Source organism: Arthrobacter sp. 05T410 (genome assembly GCF_056396505.1).
Genome location: NZ_JBFTLP010000004.1, coordinates 85756 through 108098, shown reverse-complemented (window position 1 = coordinate 108098; position 22343 = coordinate 85756). Strand labels below are relative to the sequence as shown.

The 22343-nt window shown below is 67.4% G+C and carries 21 protein-coding genes; 5 read left to right on the top strand and 16 right to left on the bottom strand.

What is annotated here, in order from left to right:
* The first annotated feature begins 28 nt into the window (after nt 1-28).
* Nucleotides 29-832, top strand: coding sequence for a polyphosphate--glucose phosphotransferase (gene ppgK / locus AC1DFR_RS07370; RefSeq protein WP_223916650.1), 804 nt, complete (start codon nt 29-31; stop codon nt 830-832).
* Nucleotides 833-1028: 196 nt separating this feature from the next.
* Here ppgK and nrdR read toward each other — a convergent pair whose 3' ends face one another.
* From nrdR to AC1DFR_RS07355, 3 genes are all read right to left on the bottom strand, one after another.
* Complete coding sequence (nrdR, locus tag AC1DFR_RS07365; protein WP_028275865.1) at nt 1029-1532, bottom strand: transcriptional regulator NrdR; 504 nt, start codon at nt 1530-1532, stop codon at nt 1029-1031.
* Between the two features lie 103 nt (nt 1533-1635).
* Nucleotides 1636-2988, bottom strand: a complete 1353-nt coding sequence (gene hisD / locus AC1DFR_RS07360) for a histidinol dehydrogenase (RefSeq protein ID WP_374208246.1) — start codon at nt 2986-2988, stop codon at nt 1636-1638.
* Nucleotides 2989-3017: 29 nt separating this feature from the next.
* Nucleotides 3018-3596 (bottom strand): hypothetical protein, encoded by a 579-nt coding sequence (locus tag AC1DFR_RS07355; RefSeq protein ID WP_230008336.1) that lies wholly within the window; start codon nt 3594-3596, stop codon nt 3018-3020.
* 195 nt (nt 3597-3791) lie between these two features.
* Here AC1DFR_RS07355 and AC1DFR_RS07350 point away from each other — a divergent pair, with 195 nt between their 5' ends.
* The 4 genes from AC1DFR_RS07350 (at nt 3792) to AC1DFR_RS07335 (ending at nt 6706) form a co-directional block, all read left to right on the top strand.
* Nucleotides 3792-4250 (top strand): flavin reductase family protein, encoded by a 459-nt coding sequence (locus tag AC1DFR_RS07350; protein ID WP_018772361.1) that lies wholly within the window; start codon nt 3792-3794, stop codon nt 4248-4250.
* A gap of 140 nt (nt 4251-4390) precedes the next feature.
* Nucleotides 4391-5107 carry a DUF4397 domain-containing protein gene (locus AC1DFR_RS07345; RefSeq protein ID WP_230008335.1) on the top strand — a complete coding sequence of 239 codons (717 nt, stop codon included), beginning with the start codon at nt 4391-4393 and terminating at the stop codon, nt 5105-5107.
* 182 nt (nt 5108-5289) lie between these two features.
* Complete coding sequence (locus AC1DFR_RS07340) at nt 5290-5862, top strand: RNA polymerase sigma factor (protein ID WP_476873068.1); 573 nt, start codon at nt 5290-5292, stop codon at nt 5860-5862.
* A complete protein-coding gene (locus AC1DFR_RS07335) occupies nt 5849-6706 on the top strand; it encodes an anti-sigma factor (protein ID WP_476873067.1) in 858 nt (285 codons plus the stop codon). Before AC1DFR_RS07340 ends, AC1DFR_RS07335 begins: the two co-directional genes overlap by 14 nt.
* Before the next feature lie 95 nt (nt 6707-6801).
* On the opposite strand, the gene dnaE is transcribed toward AC1DFR_RS07335, so the two are convergent.
* From dnaE to ftsW, 13 genes are all read right to left on the bottom strand, one after another.
* Nucleotides 6802-10359: a DNA polymerase III subunit alpha gene (gene dnaE, locus AC1DFR_RS07330; protein WP_476850425.1), complete on the bottom strand. Its 3558-nt coding sequence runs from the start codon at nt 10357-10359 to the stop codon at nt 6802-6804.
* Nucleotides 10360-10477: 118 nt separating this feature from the next.
* Nucleotides 10478-11446 (bottom strand): RluA family pseudouridine synthase, encoded by a 969-nt coding sequence (locus AC1DFR_RS07325; protein WP_476873130.1) that lies wholly within the window; start codon nt 11444-11446, stop codon nt 10478-10480.
* Nucleotides 11447-11471: 25 nt separating this feature from the next.
* Nucleotides 11472-12050, bottom strand: a complete 579-nt coding sequence (lspA, locus tag AC1DFR_RS07320) for a signal peptidase II (protein WP_223916639.1) — start codon at nt 12048-12050, stop codon at nt 11472-11474.
* 152 nt (nt 12051-12202) lie between these two features.
* Nucleotides 12203-12898 (bottom strand): DivIVA domain-containing protein, encoded by a 696-nt coding sequence (locus AC1DFR_RS07315; RefSeq protein ID WP_028275874.1) that lies wholly within the window; start codon nt 12896-12898, stop codon nt 12203-12205.
* A 164-nt stretch (nt 12899-13062) separates the two neighbouring features.
* On the bottom strand, nt 13063-13371 hold the full coding sequence (locus AC1DFR_RS07310) for a YggT family protein (protein ID WP_230008815.1): 309 nt from the start codon (nt 13369-13371) through the stop codon (nt 13063-13065).
* A 137-nt stretch (nt 13372-13508) separates the two neighbouring features.
* The gene (locus tag AC1DFR_RS07305; RefSeq protein WP_230008814.1) at nt 13509-14039 is read right to left on the bottom strand and encodes a cell division protein SepF; all 531 of its coding nucleotides are present in this window, start codon (nt 14037-14039) and stop codon (nt 13509-13511) included.
* Nucleotides 14040-14126: 87 nt separating this feature from the next.
* The gene (locus AC1DFR_RS07300) at nt 14127-14945 is read right to left on the bottom strand and encodes a YggS family pyridoxal phosphate-dependent enzyme (RefSeq protein WP_476873066.1); all 819 of its coding nucleotides are present in this window, start codon (nt 14943-14945) and stop codon (nt 14127-14129) included.
* Nucleotides 14938-15714 (bottom strand): purine nucleoside phosphorylase YfiH/LACC1 family protein, encoded by a 777-nt coding sequence (locus AC1DFR_RS07295; RefSeq protein WP_230008812.1) that lies wholly within the window; start codon nt 15712-15714, stop codon nt 14938-14940. Before AC1DFR_RS07295 ends, AC1DFR_RS07300 begins: the two co-directional genes overlap by 8 nt.
* Nucleotides 15715-15828: 114 nt before the next feature.
* Entirely contained in the window at nt 15829-17046 is a 1218-nt protein-coding gene (ftsZ, locus tag AC1DFR_RS07290) for a cell division protein FtsZ (protein WP_476857734.1), read from the bottom strand.
* Nucleotides 17047-17300: 254 nt separating this feature from the next.
* Complete coding sequence (locus AC1DFR_RS07285; RefSeq protein ID WP_476873065.1) at nt 17301-18203, bottom strand: cell division protein FtsQ/DivIB; 903 nt, start codon at nt 18201-18203, stop codon at nt 17301-17303.
* Nucleotides 18196-19596 carry a UDP-N-acetylmuramate--L-alanine ligase gene (gene murC / locus AC1DFR_RS07280; RefSeq protein ID WP_476873064.1) on the bottom strand — a complete coding sequence of 467 codons (1401 nt, stop codon included), beginning with the start codon at nt 19594-19596 and terminating at the stop codon, nt 18196-18198. Before murC ends, AC1DFR_RS07285 begins: the two co-directional genes overlap by 8 nt.
* A gap of 4 nt (nt 19597-19600) precedes the next feature.
* Nucleotides 19601-20788 (bottom strand): UDP-N-acetylglucosamine--N-acetylmuramyl-(pentapeptide) pyrophosphoryl-undecaprenol N-acetylglucosamine transferase, encoded by a 1188-nt coding sequence (locus AC1DFR_RS07275; protein WP_476857731.1) that lies wholly within the window; start codon nt 20786-20788, stop codon nt 19601-19603.
* A 10-nt stretch (nt 20789-20798) separates the two neighbouring features.
* Nucleotides 20799-22343: a putative lipid II flippase FtsW gene (gene ftsW, locus AC1DFR_RS07270; RefSeq protein ID WP_476873063.1), complete on the bottom strand. Its 1545-nt coding sequence runs from the start codon at nt 22341-22343 to the stop codon at nt 20799-20801.

The following is a 22343-nucleotide window of genomic DNA, read 5'->3' as shown; positions in this document are numbered from 1 at the left end:
GCCCGCCCCTGCCACGAACGGAACGACATTGGCCAAGAAGGACGAAAAGTCGAAGAAAAACGCCCCCCTGATCGGCATTGACATCGGTGGGACCGGAATCAAGGGCGGGATCGTGGACCTGAAGAAGGGGAAGCTGATCGGTGACCGCGTGCGCTTCCCGACGCCGCAGCCCTCCACTCCTGAGTCGGTGGCCGAAGTCGTCGCGCAGGTTGTCGCGGAGCTCTCGGCCCGCTCCGATGCCCCCGACGCCAGCAGCCCCGTGGGCGTGACCTTCCCCGGCATCATCCAGCACGGCGTGGTCCATTCGGCCGCGAATGTGGACAAGTCGTGGCTGGAAGCCGACATCGACGCCATGCTCACGGCGCGTCTCGGCCGCCCGGTGGAGGTCATCAACGACGCCGACGCCGCGGGACTCGCCGAGGCCCGCTTCGGTGCCGGCGAGGGAGTCGCCGGCACGGTGCTGGTGATCACCCTTGGCACCGGCATCGGCTCGGCGTTCATCTTCGACGGCAAGCTGGTTCCCAACGCCGAACTCGGTCACCTGGAGATTGACGGCTTCGACGCCGAGACCAAGGCCTCGGCCGTGGCCCGTGAGCGCGAGGGCCTCAGCTGGGAACAGTACAGCGTCCTGCTGCAGCGCTACTTCTCCCACGTGGAATTCCTGTTTTCCCCCGAGCTCTTCATTGTGGGCGGCGGCATCTCCAAGCGTGCGGACGAGTACCTGCCGCACATGAAGCTGCGCACGCCGATCGTCCCGGCCGAGCTGAAGAACGACGCCGGGATCGTGGGCGCGGCCATCGAGATTGCCCTCAAGCACAAGCTGGCAAAATAACGGCCCATCGCGGGATTAAAACCAATTGAGCTATCACTCCGGGTCGTTCTGACCGCTGGGAACGACCCGGAGTGATAGCTCAATTTCTTTGTGGAGCGGTGAGGTGGAGCCGGTGGTGGCTGCGGCTTCCCCTCCGCTGCCACCACCGGAGTCTGTGGTGGATCCTGGGACGCCGTCGCCAGGACAATCAGGACATTTACGACGGCGCCTGCAGCGGCCGCTTGTCCGGGCTCTTGCCGTCCCGGCCCTTGGTCTCTGCCTCATGGCGAAGCAGGGAAATCGCCGATTCGAAGTCCTCGAGCGATTCGAAGGCCTGGTAGACGCTGGCGAACCGCAGGTAGGCGACCTCGTCGAGACGCTGCAGCGGCTCCAGGATCGCCAGCCCGACTTCGTGGGCCTCGATTTCGGCGGCGCCGGAGCCCCGGATCGCCTCCTCGACTTCCTGCGCCAGCAAGGCGAGATCGTCTTCGGTGACCGGGCGGCCCTGGCAGGCCTTGCGCACGCCGTTGATGACCTTGCTGCGGCTGAACGGCTCGCCGACCCCGGAGCGCTTGATGACGGTCAGGCTCGTGGTTTCCACGGTGGTGAACCGGCGGCCGCATTCGGGGCACTGCCGGCGGCGCCGGATGGCGGAGCCGTCGTCGGCGATCCGACTGTCCACGACGCGCGAATCAGGGTTCCGGCAGAACGGGCAATACATGTCGGTTCCTCCCCTGTCGCAATCCGCTGTGACCTCAGTTTACGACTAGATGTAGCTGAATAACAAGCCTGTAATTACTACATGTAGTGGTCTGGGTCCTGAACTACCGGGCGGCGAACCGCACCGTGACGGCCTCGCCATGCGCCGGCAGGTCCTCCGCGCCGGAGAGGCTGACGATATGGCCGCTGACCTGCTCCAACGCGGCCCGGCTGTAGTTGATGACCTGGATGGCGCGCAGGAACGTGGTCACATTCAGTCCGGAGGAGAAGGCCGCGGTGCCGCTGGTGGGCAGCACGTGGTTGGAGCCGGCGCAATAGTCCCCCAGGCTCACGGGGCTGTAGTCCCCCACGAAGATCGCACCGGCGCTGCGGATCCGGCCGGCCACCCGGGCGGCGTCGGCGGTCATGATCTCAAGGTGTTCCGCGGCGTACGCGTCGCAGGCGGCAATGCCCTGCTCCAGGTCCTCGACCAGCACCACCCCGGACTGCGGGCCCGAGAGCGCCTCGCGGACGCGGCTGGAGTGCTTGGTGGCAGCGGCCTGCCGCTCAAGCTCCACGCGGACCTCTGCGGCGAGGGCTTCGGAGTCGGTGAACAGCACCGATGCAGCCTTGGGGTCGTGCTCGGCCTGGCTGATGAGGTCCGCGGCCACGAGGGCAGGACTGGCGGTGGCGTCCGCGAGGATCGCGATCTCCGTGGTGCCGGCCTCGGAATCGATCCCGACAACCCCTTTAACCAGGCGCTTGGCGGTGGCCACGAAGATATTGCCCGGACCGGTGACGACATCCACGGGGTCGATCCCGGGGAGGTGGCCGCCGTCGGACGCGTCGGCCGGGATGCCGTAGGCGAAGGCCGCAATGGCCTGCGCCCCGCCGATCGCGTAGACCTCCTCGATGCCCAGCAGGCAGGCCGCAGCCAGGATCGTGGGGTGCGGGAGGCCGCCGAAGTTCTTTTGCGGCGGCGAGGCCAGGGCAATCGATTCGACGCCGGCGGCCAGGGCCGGGACCACGTTCATGATCACCGAGGACGGGTAGACCGCCAGGCCGCCGGGGACATAGAGCCCCACGCGCGCCACCGGCACCCAGTTCTGGCTGACGACGGCACCCTCGCCGAGTTCGACGTCGATGTTCGCCGGGCGCTGGGCGTCGGCGAAGGCGCGGGCCCGCTTGATGGACTCCTCCAGGGCCGCGCGGACGGCGGGATCCAGGTTCTCGAGGGCTGCACGCAGCGCCTCGGCCGGGACGCGGGGATGCGTCTGCTCGACGCCGTCGAAAGCCAGTGCCAGCTCCCGCAGTGCGCCGAAACCCCGCGCGCGGACGGCGGAGATGATATCCAGGACCTTGCCCTCGGCGTCGGCCATCGTCCCGGACTGTGCCCGGGGCACGGCTGCGCGGAGTCCGGCGAGAGACAGGTGCGCACCGCGCACGTCCACCGTGCGGAAGTTAAGGGCGGCGGTCATCGGGGTCACGGGGCTGTCAGGAGTTAGGCTCACCCGATCATTTTACGTGCCCCGCCGCGGCGGGGTTTGCCGCCGTTGCCCGGGAAGAGGCTGTTCAGGAAGATGGCCAGGGCGATCGCTGCCGGCCAGATGGCGAGGACCGCATAGGAGCGCAGGGAGAAAGCGACGCTGGCGCTGGCCGAAGTATCTGCCGGCGCTCCCCACCATTGGGCGCTGAGCACACCGGTTCCCCACGCGATGAGCGCACCGGCAGCGCCGGCGAGGACCACGAGGACAACAGTGCCGGGGCCGGGCTGCTGGTGCTTGTTGCCGGCGACGAACGACCCGGCAATGCACCCTGCGAGCAGGCACAGCCCCGCCAGCACAAGGTCCCGGGGCAGCCAGGTGGCGGTGTTGGTGCCGGCGGCGAGGTCAGGGTTTCCGGTCAGGAGATTCAGGCCCGACGGCGCCAGAAGCCACCAAAGCAGCCCCACCGGGATGCCGGCGGCCGCGATGACCGCGGCCTTCCGCCATGTCCCCCCGGAACCGGGCTGCCCCTCGGGACGCCGCTCGGGCTGTGCGGGCTCCCCGGCGTGGTGGACGGGGCCGTCGACTGCGGACTGTGTCATGCAACAAACCGTAACAAGGATTCCCGCGGCGCATGACGCCGGCCGGCAGCACATGACGGGAGACGTAAAGAAAATGCCGCACTCGATTCCCCTGCGCAATACGCTGGCAGAGTAGAAGTACGACACGCACGTGCAGCAGGGAGTTGGATCGCAGTGGCCACAGATGAAGGTATTTTCGAGGGAACATTCAGGGAAATGTTCCGCCGGCACGCGGCGGGCGTGGCCATCATCACGGCCAACCACAACGGCGTCCCGTTCGGATTCACGGCGACCTCCGTGGCCTCTCTGTCCGCCAAGCCGCCGCGCTTTACGTTCAACATGGCCAGGACCTCCAGCTCGTGGCCGGCCGTGGCGAACACGACCTACATTGGCGTGCACATGCTCGGGCTGGAAAACCAGGAGCTCGCCGACCGTTTCGCCCGGGCCGGCAACCGGTTCGACGGCGACCACTGGGAGCTCGGACCCCACGAGGTGCCCGTGCTCAAGGGAGTCAGCGGCTGGCTGATCGGCAAGGTCCAGATGCGGCTCTCCTTCGAGAACAACGCGGTCGTGGTGGTCGAGGTGGTGGAGGGCCAGGTCGGCGACGACGGTGTTCCCCTGCTCTACCACTCCGGGGCCTACAGCCAGCCCGTTCCGCTCGACTACGAGATCTGACAGACGCCTCTACGGGCCACGGAAAATTAACACGGCACATTAAAACTTCCCCGGTGGTGCATCCGGCGACGGCCTTCGGCCGGTAATAAGGGTGTAAGCACAACCACCGCCCCCATGTGGGCCCCGATGAGGAGTTGGAAATGCGCAAGACACTCTCTGCAGCCACCGGAGCAATGACGCTGCTGGCAGCACTGGCCCTGGCCGCCCCGGCCCAGGCCGGGACCTGGCATCACCGCGACGAGGGGACGGCAAAACTGTCCGTCCTCCACGGCGTTCCGGGCCTTACCGTCGATGTCTGGGTCGACGGCAAACTCGCCCTGGACAACTTCAAACCGGGCACATTGGCCGGGCCGTTGAACGTCCCCGACGGAGACCACAAGGTCGCCATCACCGGCGCCGACGCCACCAGCGCCGACCACCCCGTGATAGGCCCGGTCACAGTGGACCTCGAAGAAGGTCGGGACTACACAGCGGTCGCACATCTGGCCGCTGACGGGACGCCCACGGCCACCCTTTTCACCAATGACACCTCCGCCAGCCCGGATGGAAAGGGCAAGCTGACCGTCCGGCACGTCGCTGCGGCCCCCGCCGTCGATGTCCTGGCCGGTGGCAACGCGGTCATTGAGGGACTCACCAACCGGCATCAAAAGACCCTCACTCTCAAGGCCGGAACCGTCCCGGCCTCGGTCGCAGCCGAGGGAACCACTGCCCCGCTGATCGGCCCGGCCGACATCAAGGTCACTGCGGGGAAAAACACCATCGTCTATGCCTGGGGAAGCCTCGCCGACAACAACCTTGGGGCCGCCGTACAGGTAGTGGACTCCTCATCGCGCGGACACAAAGGCCACCACGAGTAAGCCAACCGGAGCTCCAGCAGGCATCCTGTTTTCTCGCCCGGTGGGGTCGCATCAACCGCGGCCCCACCGGCACGCACACAGTGACAGCCCGGAAGGCTGACCCAGTTGGACCATGGCGGAGTCCCCGCGCGAGCGGCATAATGTGGTGCAACAGGGGCCACTGCCGCTCAAAGGAGCACCTGATGGAGGCTGCCGCATCGCACGATTGGGACTCCCGTCTCGACCACGCATTTGCCGGCGGCGACGAACGCGTCCTCGCGGAGGCGTACCGACGGTTCAGTCCGCTCGTCTACACGCTGGCGCTAAGATCCTTGGGAGAGCGTGCCGCTGCCGACGACGTCACCCAGGAGGTCTTCATTCGGGCCTGGAAATCACGGACCACATTTCGCCCGGAGGCGGGGCGGCTGCCGGCATGGCTGATCGGGATCGCCCGCAATGCAATCTCCGACGCCTTGTCCGCTCGCTCCCGCCAGCGCCATCTCGAACAAGCAGCCACTCTCTTGGTCGTTGACCCCGCTTCCCGCCCGGACGCCGGGGACGTAGAAGAGGTCGCCGACCGCCTGACGTTGGACGAAGAACTGGAGCATTTAGGGGATCCACAGCAAGCAATAATGCGGCTGGCGTTCTATGAAGACCTGACTCACGACCAGATCTCGTCGCGCCTCAACTTGCCGCTCGGTACTGTCAAAAGCCACATCCGGCGCAGCCTCACCCGCTTACGCACCCGCCTGGAGGTGGAACATGGAACACCTTGACGCCGAACTTCTTAGTCTGCTGGCCCTTGGCGAGCCCCTGGGCACGGACGCCGACGCCGACCACCTCGCCAGCTGCCCCACGTGCAGCGAAACCCTCCGAGGCCTGCAACATGCCGTGCACGTTGCCACCCTCGACACCGCAGGCATCGAACTCGAGCAACCCGGCAGCCAGAACTGGGCCGCCATCCATCAGGCCCTCGGCCTCTCGCCGGCCCTCGCATCGGATCCCTTGAGCCAGCCCAGCTCCGGGCACCCTGCCCCGGAGAAACCAGCCGCACCGGAGAAACCTGCCGCGGCGGAGGCGCGCCCGAACCACGGCGGCGGCACAAAGCCGGCACCGATACCACTGCGGCCCCGCGCCAAAGACAGGCATGGCCGTCCCGGTCTGTGGGTTATCGCGGCTGCGGCCGGAATCGTTCTTGGCACGGCCGCCGGATGGACCGCTGCCGGAGTTCTCGGACACACCGGCACTCCCACACCCACCTCCACCCAGTCGGGTCCCGCTTCGACAGTCGTCGCCCAAACGTCCCTGACTCCGCTGCCCGCACATACCGGGAGCGGAGACGCCCGGGTGGAGCAACTCCCCGATGGAACCCGGCACCTGATCATCCGGCTCTCCAACGACCACATCACCGGATTCCGGGGAGTGTGGGTCGGCTCTGCCGACCTGTCCAGAATGGTCAGCCTGGGTGTCCTCGACAATGAATCCGGCATCTTCACCATCCCGGACGGCATTGATCTGGCCCAGTACCCCATCGTGGACGTCTCCAACCAGCCATACAACGGGAACCCGGCCCACTCCGCCGACAGCATCGCCCGGGGAACGCTCAACCCGAAAACATGATCCTCGGATGCTGTGCGTGAACCCTCGCGGGGCGGCGATACTCAGGGTGCCCTGGATCGCTCAGCCTTGCCTGGCCGCCAGCAACCCCCTGCATGTCAGTTATCCAAACAGGTCGGGCCGAGCAGCACCTTCAGATCGCCGAACAGTGACGGGCTCGGGTTGACGCGCAGGTGCACCGGCAGGCCCATGACCTCCACCCGGGTGTCGCCCTGCAGGTGCAGGCGGACCTCCGAATTTCCGCGGTGGGTGCGCAGCACGTCGCCCAGCTCGGTGACCACGGCCTCGGTGGCCTTGTGCGTGGCCATGGTGATCACCACGGGCCCGTTCTGGCTGTCGCTGAGGTCCGGCACGGAGAGTTCCATGCAGTTCAAGGTGACGGCGCCGTCGTCGCGCCGCTGCAGCCGGCCCTTGACCACCACGATCAGGTCCTCCGCGAGCACCGAGGCGATGGGGCCGTAGACCTGGCCGAAGAACATGACCTCCATGGAACCGGCGAGGTCCTCGATTTCGGCCCGGGCGTAGGCGTTGCCGCTGGCCTTGGCGATCCGCCGGCTGAGCGAGGTGATCATACCGGCGATGGTCACGATCGAGCCGTCCGGCGGGCCGTCTTCGGCGATGATCGAGGTGATCGACCGGTCGGCGTGCTGGCTCAGGAGCCCTTCAAGTCCTTGCAGCGGGTGGTCGGAGACGTAGAGGCCGAGCATGTCGCGCTCGAACGCCAGTTTGTCCTTCTTCTCCCATTCCGGCAGGTCCGGGATCTCGGTGCTGAGCGACGCCTCGGGCTCCTGGTCCTCAAAGCCGGCGAAGAGGTCGAACTGGCCGATCGCCTCGTTGCGCTTGAGGGTGATGACGGAGTCGATCGCTTCTTCATGGATCATGGCCAGGGCCCGCCGGGGGTGGCCGAGCGAGTCGAAGGCGCCGGCCTTGATCAGGGATTCGATGGTGCGCTTGTTGCAGACCACTGCCGGGACCTTCAGGAGGTAGTCCTTGAAGGAGGTGTAGGCGCCTTCTTTTTCGCGCGCCGCCACCATGGCTTCGACGGCGTTCACGCCGACGTTGCGGATGGCGCCCATGCCGAAGCGGATGTCGGTGCCCACCGGGGTGAAGTTGAGGGCTGACTCGTTGACGTCGGGCGGCAGGACAGTGATGCCCATGCGCCGGCATTCGTTGAGGTAGATCGCCGACTTGTCCTTGTCGTCGCCCACTGAGGTCAGCAGGGCCGCCATGTACTCCGGCGCGTAGTGCGCCTTCAGGTACGCGGTCCAGTAGGAGATCACGCCGTAGGCGGCCGAGTGCGCCTTGTTGAAGGCGTAGTCGGAGAACGGCAGCAGGATGTCCCAGAGGGTCTTGACCGCGGCCATGGAATAGCCGTTGTCCTGCATGCCCTGGGAGAAGCCGGCGAACTGCTTGTCCAGCTCGGATTTCTTCTTCTTGCCCATGGCGCGGCGCAGGATATCGGCCTGGCCCAGGGTATAGCCGGCGAGCTTCTGCGCCACGGCCATGACCTGCTCCTGGTACACGATCAGCCCGTAGGTCCCGCCGAGGATCTCGGACAGCGGTTCCTCGAGCTCCGGGTGGATCGGTATGACTTCCTGGATCTTGTTCTTGCGCAGCGCGTAGTCGGTGTGCGCGTTGGCGCCCATGGGTCCGGGCCGGTAGAGGGCCAGCACGGCGGAGATGTCCTCGAAGTTGTCAGGCTTCATCAGCTTGAGCAAGGACCGCATGGGACCGCCGTCGAGCTGGAAGACGCCCAGTGTGTCTCCGCGGGCAAGCAGTTCGTAGGACGCCGTGTCATCCAACTCGAGCGTTTCGAGGTCGAGCTCGATGCCGCGGTTCATTTTGATGTTTTCCAGGGCATCGGAAATGATCGTCAGGTTTCGCAGCCCGAGGAAGTCCATCTTGATCAGGCCGAGGCCTTCGGACGTCGGGTAGTCGAACTGGGTGATGACCTGGCCGTCCTGGAAACGGCGCATGATCGGGATCACGTCGATGATGGGGTCCGAGGACATGATGACGCCGGCGGCGTGCACGCCCCATTGCCGCTTCAGGCCCTCGATGCCCAGCGCCGTCTCGAAGACCTTGGCGGCCTCCGGGTCGGTGCTGATGAGCTGGCGGAAGTCGCCGGCCTCGCTGTAGCGCTTGGAGTCCTTGTTCTGGATGTCGGCCAGCGGGATGTCCTTGGCCATCACGGCCGGCGGGAGCGCCTTGGTCAGCGTCTCGCCCATGCTGAACGGGTAGCCCAGCACGCGCGAGGAGTCTTTGAGGGCCTGCTTGGTCTTGATGGTGCCGTAGGTGACGATCATCGCCACGCGCTCGTCGCCGTATTTGCGCGTGACGTAGTCGATCACTTCGGAACGTCGCCGGTCATCGAAGTCGACGTCGAAGTCAGGCATGGAGACGCGGTCCGGGTTGAGGAAGCGCTCGAAGATCAGGCCGTGGTGCAGCGGGTCCAGGTCGGTGATGCGCATCGCGTAGGCCACCATGGAGCCAGCGCCGGAGCCGCGCCCGGGACCGACCCGGATGCCGTTGTTCTTGGCCCAGTTGATGAAGTCGGCGACGACGAGGAAGTAGCCCGGGAAGCCCATCGAGGTGATGACTTCGAGCTCATAGTCGGCCTGCTTGCGGACCTTGTCCGGGATGCCCTGGGGATAGCGGTAGCGGAGTCCCTTGTCGACCTCCTTGACCAGCCACGACGTTTCGTCCTCCCCCTCCGGGCAGGGGAACCGGGGCATGTAGTTGGCGCCGGTGTTGAAGGAAACTTCGCAGCGTTCGGCGATCAGGAGCGTGTTGTCGCACGCCTCGGGGTGGTCGCGGAACAGTTCGCGCATTTCCTGCGGTGACTTCAGGTAGTAGCCACTGCCGGAGAAGGCGAAGCGCGAGCCGCCGTTGTCGTAGGTCGGCTCCAGGAGGGTGGAACCGGACTGGATGGCCAGCAGGGCCTCATGCGCCTTGGCGTCATGCTCGTGCGTGTAGTGCAGGTCGTTGGTGGCCACCAGCGGCAGGTTCAGGTCCTTGGCCAGGCGCAGGAGGTCACCTGTGACGCGCCGCTCGATGTCCAGGCCGTGGTCCATGAGCTCACAGAAGTAGTTCTCCGCCCCGAAGATGTCGCGGAACTCCGCCGCGGCCTCCAGGGCTTCGCGGTACTGGCCGAGCCGCAGCCGGGTCTGGACCTCGCCGGACGGGCAGCCGGTGGTGGCGATGAGCCCTTCCGAGTAGGTGTTCAGCAGCTCACGGTCCAGCCGGGGCCATTTGCCGAAGACCGAGTCCAGCGAGGCGATCGAGGAGGCCCGGAAAAGGTTCCGCATGCCCACGTTGTTGTAGCTGAGCAGGGTCATGTGCGTGTACGAGCCGCCGCCGGAAATGTCGTCCTTGCGCTGGTGCTCCTCGCCCCAGCGCACACGGGTCTTGTCCGTGCGGGCGGTCCCGGGAGTCACATAGGCTTCGACGCCGATGATGGGTCTGATGCCCTGGTCTGTTGCGCGCTTCCAGAAGTCGAAGGCGCCGAACAGGTAGCCGTGGTCCGTCGTGGCGAGGGCCGGCATGCCGAGCCGTTCGGTTTCGTCGAACAGCTCACCGAGCCGGGCGGCACCGTCCAGCATCGAGTACTCGGTGTGGTTGTGGAGATGGACAAACGAGTCGTTGCTGGAAGTCACCGCACCATTCTAGTGCCGTGCCACGACGGCGGCGTGCAGCCACGGCGGTGGGCACCGAACGGCGGCAACGGGCGGCCCGGCAGAACCCCGTGGATTCAGACCGCCCGTGCCGTGCGGCTCAGGCGTTTCCGGACTCCAGGACCGTCAGCGCGTACTGCAGGTCCTGCGGGTACCCGCTGGCGACGGTAACCCGCTCCCCTGTCCGCGGGTGGTCGAAGGACAGTTCCCGGGCGTGCAGCCACTGCCGGGTGAGGCCGAGGGTGGCGGCCAGCCTCGGGTCCGCGCCGTAGGTGAGGTCACCGGCGCAGGGGTGGCGCAGGGCCGAGAAATGCACGCGGATCTGGTGGGTGCGGCCCGTTTCGAGGTGCACCTCCACGAGTGAGGCCTTCCCGAAAGCTTCCAGGACCTCATAGTGCGTCACCGAATCACGGCCGTCCTCGGTCACGGCAAACCGCCAGTCATGGCCCGGGTGCCGGCCGATGGGCGCGTCGATGGTGCCCGCCAGCGGATCGGGAAGGCCCTGGACGACGGCGTGGTAGACCTTGTCCACGGTGCGCTCCTTGAATGCGCGCTTGAGCACGGTGTAGGCATTTTCGGTCTTGGCCACCACCATGACACCGGAAGTGCCGACATCGAGCCGATGGACGATGCCGGCGCGCTCCGGGGCGCCCGACGTCGAAATCCGGTAGCCGAGCCCGGCGAGGCCACCCACCACCGTGGGTCCCACCCAGCCGGGCGAAGGGTGGGCGGCGACACCGACCGGTTTGTCGATGACCACAAATTCGTCATCGTCCAGCAGGATCAACAGATCGTCCACTACTTCCTCCACGATTTCCAGGGGGTCCCTGCGGTCCGGCACCACGACCTCAAGCACGGTGCCCAGGGTGAGTTTGAGGGACTTTCCGACCTTCCCTGCGTTGCTGGTGACGTTGCCTTCGGCGATCAGGACTGCGGCCTGCGAGCGGGAGATGTCCATCAGCCGGGCCAGTCCGGCGTCCACACGGGAACCGGCGAGGTCCTCCGTGACGGTGAAGCGGTGGTGCCCGGCGGGTGCGGTGCCGGCTTCGGCGGCCATATGGGCCGCCATATCAGCGGCGTTTCCTGAGGCAGTGTCAGACATCGTTGGCCACCGTATCCTTCGTATGGCGCGAGCCGTCCAGGGAGATTCCGCGGAGCGTGAGCAGGCAGATGATCACGACGGCGGAGACGACGGCGGAGTCGGCGATGTTGAAGATCGCGAAGTTTGGCAGCTGGATGAAGTCCACCACATGGCCCATCGCGAAGGACGGCTCGCGGAACAGCCGGTCCGTCAGGTTCCCGAGTGCGCCGCCGAGCAGCAGTCCCAGCGCCAGGGCCCACCAGAGCGAACCGAGCTTGCGCAGCTGCAGCAGGATCGCGACAGACACGGCCGCCATGATGATTGTGAACACCCAGGTGACGTTCTCGCCGATCGAGAACGCTGCCCCCGAGTTGCGGATGTAGAACCAGTGCAGCAGCGGGGGAAGCACGGGGATCCGCTCACCCTCGGTCATGGTGGTCGTGACCCAGAGCTTGGTGAGCTGGTCGAACACGTAGGCGAAGACCGCGAAGGCAGCGAAAAGGACAAACAGCTTTGCCCGCCGCGGCCGGGCGCGCACGGGCTGTGCCGCCTCGACAGGCTGCATGGCGTCTGGTGATGGTGCGTCAGTCATAGGGCTTTCGATCGGGAGCCAGTGCGGGGACCGGGTTCAGGTACCGGCAAGTGCCGGGCACCTGGGCCGGTGCCGGCACGTTGCGGGAAAAGGGAAAAGCCGGCGGCCGAGGAATCCTCAGCCACCGGCTTTCAGAATACTTGCTTTTTGCCCTAGCTGGCTTCGCCAACCTCGGGGGCCGCGACGGAGCCGCGGGCGTCCAGGTCGCGGAGCTGGCCTTCGATGTAGGCCTTCAGGCGTGAGCGGTAGTCGCGCTCGAAGCCGCGAAGCTGCTCGACCTTGCGTTCCAGGACGGAGCGCTGCTGCTCGAGGGCACCGAGGATCTTGCGGGACTTTTCCTGCGCATCGTTGACGAGGCTGCTGGCCTCGATCTGAGCTTCAGCGATGATTTTGTCCCGCTGCTGCTCGCCGTCGGCGACGTGCTTGTCGTGCATCTGCTGCGCCATGGCGAGCAGGCCGGCGGCGGACTCCGACGCCGGGGTGGCGGCGCTGCGCGCCGGCTCGACAACCTGGGCGGCCTTGGCGGCCTGCTCGGCTTCCTTCTTCTTAGCGGCTTCTGCGGCCGCCTTTGCCTTGGCCTCGGCCTCGGCCTTGGCGGTGTCTTCCTTCTCGGCCTTGACGGGTGCCGGGACCTTTTCCACCACGGGTGCGGCGGCTGCGGAGCTGGCAGGCGTGCCGGCGCCGGATTCGGCGAGCTTCTTGCGCAGCTCGTCGTTCTCCTGGTTCAGGCGCCGAAGTTCGACGACGATCTCGTCCAGGAAGTCGTCAACCTCGTCCTGGTCGTAGCCTTCGCGGAACTTGGTCGGCTGAAAGCGCTTGTTGACAACGTCTTCTGGCGTCAAAGCCATCTGGTCACCTCGTTGGTCTAGTTAGTCAGTAGGCCTTCCGGCCGTCAAACTACGGTACCTAAATATGGTCTGGTTCCTCTAATTCAACACCGCAGTGTCAAACCGGAGTTTACTTTCGGTTTGGGCCTGGGCCGGGCAGGTCGCTGCCCGGCTGCGGCTGCGGCCTATGCTGCGATCGGCTGGGCGTACACCAGGCCCTTGACGATCCACATCGCCACGCTCACGGCCACGAACAGCAGCAGGAAGCCTATGTCCAGCGACATTCCGCCCAACCGCAGCGGCGGGATGAGCCGGCGGAGCAGTTTGAGGGGCTTGTCCGTGACCGAATACACAGCATGGGCGGTCACTAGTGCCAAACCGCGCGGCCGCCAGCTTCGGGCAAACATCTGCACCCAGTCGTAGACCAGACGGATGATCAATGCCACGAAAAAAAGCAACAGAACGATATAGACGAGCCCCAAAACAATTCCCATGAGCTAACTCATATCTCCATGTTCATTCCGGATACCGAAGTGTCCTAAGGAAAGTGTCACTTCTATTTCAACACGGATAATTCCGCACGGATGCCAGGCAGGTGTCCCCGCCTGGCATCAGTACCGAATATTCGGGCCTAGCTCTGGTTGAAGAAACTTGCCTGCGTCTCGCTGACCTTCTTGTCGTCGCCAATGACTTCGACGTACGACGGCGAGAGCAGGAAGACCTTGTTCGTCACCCGTTCGATGCTGCCGCGCAGGCCGAAAACAAGACCGGCGGAGAAGTCCACGAGGCGCTTGGCGTCAGCCTCGCCCATGTCGGTGACGTTCATGATGACGGGGATGCCGTCGCGGAAGCTTTCGCCGATGAGCTTGGCGTCGTTGTACGACCGCGGATGGATGGTCGTGATTTGCCGGAGTCCGGTGGTCTCTTCGCGGCTCGATGCCGCACGCTTGATGGGTGTCACAGGTGCGCGATATTCCTCTTCAGCGGCGTGGGGCTCTTCCCGGGGGACCTCGCGGACGGGCGCCGGAGCACGTCGTTCCTCGCGGTCCTGCTCCATGGATTCGTCCTCATCCTTGTGCGGTGTGGGGTGCTCAGACTCGTAGTGTTCGTCGCCGTCGGCGAGCCCAAGATAGATCATTGTCTTGCGCAGAGCGCCAGCCATGGTCGACTCCTAATCTTGTCCGTAAGCGGGCCGCTTAGTGACTAGACAGCCTTGGAATCCCCGCCATTACCTTCCAATATGTCGAACTTACCGCAGGGCCGGACGCGGACCGAGAATATCGGAGCCAATGCGCAGGTGTGTCGCCCCGAAGCGGACGGCCTCTTCGAGGTCCTGGCTCATGCCGGCGGATATTCCCGTGGCGTAGGGAAATTGTTCGGCCAGGCGCCCGGAAATGCCCGCCAGCTTTTCGAAGGCAGCCGCCGGGTCCGCCCCGAGCGGGGCAACGGCCATGACGCCGGCGAGCCTCAGTCCGCCGGCACCGGCGACCTGTTCGGCCAGCGCGGTGACTTCGCCGGGCGCCGCGCCGCCGCGGTGGGCCGCTGTTGCGTCGCCGGCCTGCTCGGCCAGGCTGACCTGGATGAAACAGTCCAGGGGCGGGCGGCCGGTGCGGTCGGCTTCGACGGCCATCGCCTTGGCCAGGGCCGAGGCGACGGCTTCCCGGTCCACGGAGTGCACGGACGCGGCGTACTTCACCACGGATTTGGCCTTCTTGCTTTGGAGTTGACCGATGAAGTGCCAGCTCAGGCCAAGGTCCTGAAGCTGCGCCGCCTTTTCCGCGGCCTCCTGGTCCCGGTTCTCCCCGACGTCGGTGACCCCCAGCGACGCCAGCCGCCGGACGTCCAGCGCAGGATGGAACTTGGTGACGACGATCAGGCGCGGCGGCGCCGCCTGCCGGCCCGCGGCGGCCACGGCGGCGTCGATCCGGCGGCGGACGGCCGCGAGGTTCGCCTCCAGCTGGGCCAGACGGGGGCCTTCCAGCGCGTCCGTTCGGTTCTCATGGTTCTCCCCCGGCGCCGTGACGGGCTCGACGGCGTGTGCGTCCGGGCGCTGCGCCGGTTCAGTCATGGCCATACTCCCTTTTCCCGTCAGTCCCGTCAGTGCCGTCAGTCCCGTGGGTGCCGTCCGTCCACGCCAGCCCGGCGAAGCGGCCGGTGTGGCTGTTGCGGCGGTAGGAGAAGAGGGTGTCGTCCTCGAGGGTGCATCCCCCGGAGTATTCGATCGCGACGCCCGCAGCTTCCAGCTGGCTCCGCACTCCGGCTGGCAGGTCCAGACCAGGGGTGCCGGTCGAGGTGGTGCACCAGGTGGCAGGCACGGCCGCGGAAACGTCCGCGCGCAGGCTGCCGGGGACTTCATAGCAGCGCCCGCAGACCGAGGGGCCCACCCAGGCGCTGATGCGGTCCGCACCGAGCTCCCGGAGGCGGGCCACAGCGGCTGGCACCACCTCGGCGGCGACGCCTGGCCGTCCGGCGTGGACGACGCCCAGCACCGGCGCCCCGGCCGGATCCTCGCCGACCAGCACCACCGGCACGCAGTCGGCCACCAGGACGGCCAGCGGCTCAGTCAGGGAGACCATGGCATCGGCCGTGGGCGCGGCCGGACCTTCACCCGCGGAGTCCGCGGCCGGGGACCCAACGATGGTGGCGACGTCACTGCCGTGGACCTGGTTCATGTACCGGAAGGAGCGCCCGCCGAGCCCGGCGGCCGCTTCGAGCTCCGCGCGCCGGCGGCGCACCGCCACGGGGTCATCACCGACATGCAGTGCCAGGTTCCCGGCTCCGGCGTCGGTGAAAGCCACCCATACGCCCGGCCGGACTTCAGCCCGCCAGCAAAACAATCACAACACCGCCATCAACATGTCCGGAATACCTGCGTTCATACAATCCACCGTAACCCGCCGCAAAGCAGCATGGCACCGCCGGACGGCGGTGCCATGCTGGAGCGGAACTATTTACTTCAGGAAGTCCGGGACATCCAGGTCATCGGAGTGCCGGCCGGACAGGTCCGGCTCCACGACGGCCGGAAGGTCGACGTCGAAGCCCGAATCGGCCGGTACGGCAGAGGGACGCTGCTGGCCCCAGCCGCCGTAGCCGGAGGCGCCGACGGTGGCGTGCAGCGGCTGAACCGGGGCGGAGGCGGGTGCCTGCGCCGGGGCGGGGGCGGGGGACGCGGGACGCTGCGGCGCGGCCGGCAGGGACTGGTCCATGGACGGCGAGGTGGCCTTGACGTCGTCGAAGCCGGCGGCGATGACGGTGACGCGTGCCTCGTCGCCGAGGGCGTCGTCGATCACGGCGCCGAAGATGATGTTGGCCTCCGGGTGGGCGACTTCCTGGACCAGGCGGGCTGCCTCGTTGATTTCGAAGAGGCCAAGGTCCGAGCCGCCCTGGATGGACAGCAGCACGCCGTGCGCGCCGTCGATCGATGCTTCCAGCAGCGGGGAGGCGATGGCCAGCTCCGCGGCCTTCACGGCGCGGTCTTCGCCGCGGGCAGAACCGATGCCCATCAGCGCGGAACCGGCACCCTGCATGACGGACTTGACGTCGGCGAAGTCGAGGTTGATCAGGCCGGGGGTGGTGATGAGGTCCGTGATGCCCTGGACACCGGAGAGCAGGACCTGGTCGGCGGAACGGAACGCGTCCAGGACGGAGACGTTGCGGTCGCTGATGGAGAGCAGGCGGTCGTTCGGGATCACGATCAGGGTGTCGACTTCATCGCGCAGGGCGTCGATGCCGGCCTCGGCGGAGCCGGCACGGCGGCGGCCTTCAAACGTGAAGGGGCGCGTCACGACGCCGATGGTCAGGGCGCCAAGGGACCGTGCGATCCGGGCGACGACGGGGGCGCCGCCGGTTCCGGTTCCGCCGCCTTCGCCGGCGGTGACGAAGACCATGTCTGCGCCCCGGATGACCTCTTCGATTTCATCGGCGTGGTCCTCCGCGGCCTGCCGGCCAACTTCAGGGTTCGCGCCAGCACCGAGTCCACGGGTCAGCTCACGCCCGACGTCGAGCTTGACGTCGGCATCGCTCATCAACAATGCCTGGGCATCGGTGTTGATGGCGATGAATTCGACGCCGCGAAGACCGACCTCGATCATGCGGTTGACTGCGTTCACGCCACCGCCGCCGATGCCGACGACCTTGATGACGGCCAAGTAATTCTGCGGAGCTGCCACGTTACGTGTCCCTTGTTCGTGTACTAATGCGAAAACTGATCGAGTCCTGCTTGAAGCTTTGAACCTTAACCTTCGACTTGAAGGTTATAGTTATGTCAAGTAACTCATGTCTGTGACGGTATTTCCTATGCAGGGGACATTCAATAACCGGCGCCGCGTGTCGCGCGATTACCGGGCAAATAGCCCCTGTAAGTAGTCCCGCGGGCAGCTGGACGTCCGCTGGACATCCGTGACGCGGCGGATCCGATTGCCGGCTACCGCGTGACTGGGTGCCGGGGCACGCTGACATCGTAGACCTTCACCGGGTTTTTGGGGTCGGCCGGGACCTTCAGGAGGGCAGAAAGGACCCGTGCCTTCAGCTCCTTCTCCCCCGCGTTGCCCCAGACGATTGTCTGCCCGTCGACGAGTTTGAGTTCGACGGCGTCGGCAGACGCGGCAGAGGCGTTGGAGAGCCGCGCCAGCACATCCGCCGGCAGGGCCCCCAGCACCGCCGTGATGGCCTGGAACAGGTCCTTCGGCAGCGTTCCGCTGCCGCCGTCGATCACCGGCAGCGATACCGAGGCTGCATCGGCGGTGGTGCTGAGCTGGACACCGTCGACGTCCACCAGCTGGAATGTCTTGCCCTGCTTGACCAGGGCCACGGGGATGCGCTCGGTTACGTGCACCTGCAAGGTGGCGGGCGGCAGCGCCTTCGCGGTGACGTCCTTGACCTGGACCAGCGGCTTGAGCAGGGCTGTGACCTCCTCCTCGCTGATCTGCGGCAGCGGCTTGCCCTGAAGGGGCGCGAGGGCGGCCTGGACCTGATCCGGGTGCAGCATCTTTGTACCCTCCACCGTGACCGTGCGCAGGGCCAGCACCGGCGAGTAGACGGCGGCCGCGACGATGCCCGCCATCAGCACGGCCACGATCCCGATGGTGCTCAGCAGGATCCGCCGGCGGCGCTTGCCCTTGGGCTCGGGGAAGGACAGCACCTTGCCGGGCCCGTTGTCCGGGGTGCTCTGCTGGTTCTGCAGGTTCTGCGGATTGCGGGACCGACCGACGGCGGTGTCGGCGGCGGTCTTGGACGCAGAAATGACATCCGTGCCCGTCCCGGCGGACGGCGGCCGGGAGCCGGTGCCGGATCCGCCACGGTAGGTGGGGCGCCTGGTGCTAGGCACCGGCGGCCTCGGCCGTCAGGGCCTCGACAATCAGCGGCCCGTAGGCCGTGACGTCACCGGCGCCGGCGGTCAGCACGATGTCCCCGGGCCCGGCGGCCGCCAGCAGTGCCTGCACAGCCTCCCCGTCGGGTCCGACAAGGCCGCCGCCTGAGCCCAGGTGTTCGGCGATCAGCCCGCTGGTGACCCCTGGAATGGGATCCTCGCGGGCAGGATAGATGTCCAGGACCAGGGCCGTGTCCGCGGTGTTGAGCGCGTCGGCGAACTCGCGGGCAAATTCCCGGGTCCGGGAAAACAGGTGCGGCTGGAAGAGCACGTGCACCTTGTGCTCCCCGGCAACGGCACGCGCCGCGGACAGGGCGGCGCGGACTTCCGTGGGATGGTGGGCATAGTCGTCGTAGACGCGGACGCCGCGGCCCTCCCCCTTGAACTCGAAACGGCGCGAGGCGCCGGAGAAGTGGGCCAGTGCCGCCGCGGCGGTGCCGGGCGCGACGCCGAGTTCGATCGCCACGGCGAAGGCGGCGGCAGCGTTGAGTGCGTTGTGCCGGCCCGGAACCTGGAGTTCGACGCCGAACGTGCCCGCCGTCGTCGAGATCCCCATCCGGCCGGGTCCCGCGTCGTGCAGCCGGATGGCGGCGTCGTCGGCGGTTCCGTAAAGCACCACGCGGGTGTTGCCGCGGGCCAGGGTGCGCTCGGCCAGTGCCCTGGCCCCGGGGTCGTCAGCGCACGCCACCAGGACGCCGTCCGCCGGGAGCAGGGCCGTGAAGCGGTCGAAGGAGGCATAGACGGCCTCGGCGGTGCCGTAGAAGTCCAGGTGGTCCGGCTCGACGTTGGTCACCACGGCGATCGTGGGGCGGTAGTTCAGGAAGGAGCCGTCCGATTCGTCGGCCTCGGCGACGAAGATGCCCGCCGTGCCGTGTGCCGCATTGACTCCGAGCGCCGGGACGTTGGCGCCGATCGCGAAGGACGGGTCCAGTCCGGCGCCCTGCAGCAGCACCGTGATCATGGAGGTCGTGGTGGACTTGCCGTGCGTTCCGGCGACTGCCACCACAGTGTCATCCGCCATCGTGGCGGCCAGCGCCTCGGAGCGGTGCAGCACCGGGAGTCCGGCGGCACGGGCCGCTGCGAGCTCGGGGTTGTCGGGCCGGATCGCGGAGCCGGCGACCACCGTCTGGGCGTCTCCCAGGTTGCCGGGAGCATAGCCGACGGCGATCCGCGCCCCGGCGGCCGCGAGGTCCGCCATGACGGGCAGCGACTTGGCGTCGGAGCCGCTCACCGGGATGCCGCGGGCCACCATGATGCGGGCAACGGCGGACATGCCGACGCCGCCGATGCCGATGAAGTGGACGCGGCCGAGGGATTCCAGGGCATGCGTGCCGTGTTGGGGCTGGGTCATTGCTCTACTGCTTCCTGCCGTGCTGGTTCGTGCCCTGCTGTTTCGGACGCTGCTGTTTCGGACGCTGCCGGTTCCCGCTGCGCTCGTTCGAAGACGCGACGCCGAGGATGAGATCGGCCATGCGCCGGTCGGCGTCGCGGATGCCGAGCTGTTCGGAGCTGGCTGCCATCCGGGCCAGCCTGTCCGTGTCCAGCAGCAGGGGAATGATGTTCCCGCTGATCCAGTCGGCGGAGAAGGCCTTGTCATCGATTATCAATGCGCCGCCCGCGGCGACCAGGCCCGCGGCGTTCAACGCCTGCTCGCCGTTGCCGATGGGCAGGGGCACGAAAACGGCAGGCACGCCCACGGCGGCCACCTCGCAGACCGTGGCGGCTCCGGCACGGGCCAGCAGCAGGTCCGCCGCGGCGTAGACGGTTTCCATCCCGTCGACGTACTCCACCTGCCGGTAGCCTGGCGCGGCGAGCGGTTTGCCGTCGGCGTCGTGGACGGACTTGCCGCGACCGGTGATGTGCAGGGTCTGCACGCCGGCGTCGGCGAGGGCCCCGACGGCCGCGGCGAGGGACCGGTTGATGCTCTGGGCGCCCGAGGACCCGCCCGTGACGATGAGCGTCGGCCGGTCCGCGTCCAGGCCGAGCGCCTGCCGTGCACCAGCCCGGGCGGCCGCGCGGTCGAGGCCGGAAATTTCGGGGCGCATGGGCATGCCTACGTGCCGGGCGGCGCGGCCCAGTTTGGTCGCGGCGAAGGCCACTGCCACGTGGGCGCCGAGGCCTGCGCCAACGCGGTTAGCCAGGCCGGGACGGGTGTTGGCCTCGTGGACCACGATCGGGATCTTCCGGCGCCGGGCAGCGAGGTACATCGGTGTGCACACGTACCCGCCGACCCCCACCAGGACGTCGGCGCCTGCCTCGTCCAGGATGGAACCCGCCTGCTTCACCGCACCGGCCATCCGGCCCGGCAGCCGGAGCAGATCCGCGGAAGGCCTGCGCGGGAGCGGGACACGGCTGATGGTGGCAAGGTCCAGGCCGGCCGCCGGGACGAGCCGCGCTTCCATTCCCCCGGGGGTCCCGACAGCCAGGAGCTGCACGCCGGGGCGGGACTGCCGGAGGGCGCCGGCAATTGCCAGCAGCGGGCTGATATGGCCGGCGGTTCCGCCGCCGGCAAGGACCACGGACAAGGGCGACTCGGTGTTCATGGAGGGCTGTTTACGCTTTCGTACGGTTCTTGGTGGCGGGGCTCTTGGCAGGGTTCTTGGTGGGGTTCTTGGTGGCGGGGCTCTTGCCCGCGGGGGCCTTGGGCCGGGCGGCCGTGCGGGCGGCGGACCGGCTGGAGGCCGTGCTGGCGGCGGACCGGCTGGCGGCAGTCCTTGCAGCCCGGGCAGCGCGGGCCCTCCGGACGGAATTGGCGAAGGCGGCCGGGCCGAACCTGAGCATCTTTTTCGGCTGCATGCCGGGGTCCATCTGGGCCCGGGCCAGGGACAGGACGACGCCGATTGCGCACAGCGACATCAGCAGGGCCGAGCCGCCATAGGAAATGAAGGGCAGTGGGACACCGATCACCGGTGCCAGCCCGGTGACCACGGCCATGTTGACGCTGGCCTGGCCCAGCAGCCAGACCATGATCGTGCCGGCCAGGACGCGGTGGAAGACATCGTGCTGGGCGACGACCACCCGGTAGATGGCGGTGCCGAGGATGGCGAACAGGACCAGGACGACGATCGTGCCGACCAGTCCGAGTTCCTCGCCGATGATCGCGAAAATGAAGTCGTTGTGCGCTTCCGGGATCCAGCTGTACTTCTGCCGGCTCTGGCCCAGTCCGACGCCGAACCAGCCGCCGGACGCGAGCCCGTACAGGCCGTTGGTGGACTGGTAGTTCAGGTCCGAGCCGTCGGCGCAGGTCTGGCCCGTCCATGACAGGATGCGGCACATCCGGTTCGGGCTCGTGACGGCGAGGATCGTCGCGCCAAGGGCCAGGACCGCCCCGGCGAAGCCGAAAAGGTACAGCCGCACGCCGGCGAAGAACAGCGCGGCGGCCACGATGATCATCACGATCATGGCCGTCCCGAGGTCGTTTCCGGCCAGGATGAGGCCCAGGACCGCAATGGCGCCCGGGAGCACGACCGGAATGAGCGCGTGGCGCCATTCGTGGAGGAGCTTGGCCTTGCGGTCGAGCACGGTGGCCATCCAGAGCGCGAGGGCAAGCTTGGCGGCTTCGGAGGGCTGGAACGTGAACGGACCGACGTCGATCCAGTTCTGGTTGCCCAGCGCGCTGCGTCCCACGAGGAGGACCAGGCCCAGCAGCGCAATGGCCAGGAACATGAGCGGCCAGGCGAAGCGCCTGAGCCAGACGACGTTCACTCGGGAGAGGACAAGCATCGCGAAGACGCCAATCGCGGCGAATCCGCCCTGTTTGAGGGCGGCGGAGTACGGCGACTCCCCCGCGGCGATGGCTTCCACGCTGGAGGCCGAGAGGACCATCATGATCCCGATCGCCGTCAGCGCCAGGGTGGAGCCAAGGATTAGGTAGTACGTGGATCCGTTGCGCGACTTGCCGGTGCCTTCCAGCGCGGACCAGAATCCGCGGCTCCAGGCACGCACCCGGGCCGCGGGGGTGACGGCGGGGCCGCCGGCCGTTGGCCGTGCCGCCGAAGGGGCCGGACGGCCGGCGGGCGTGCCGCTGGTGGCCCCGCCTCTACTGGCCCCGCCGGCGGCGGGTCGTGCCGCCGTCGTACGTGTGGGCGTGCTGACCAT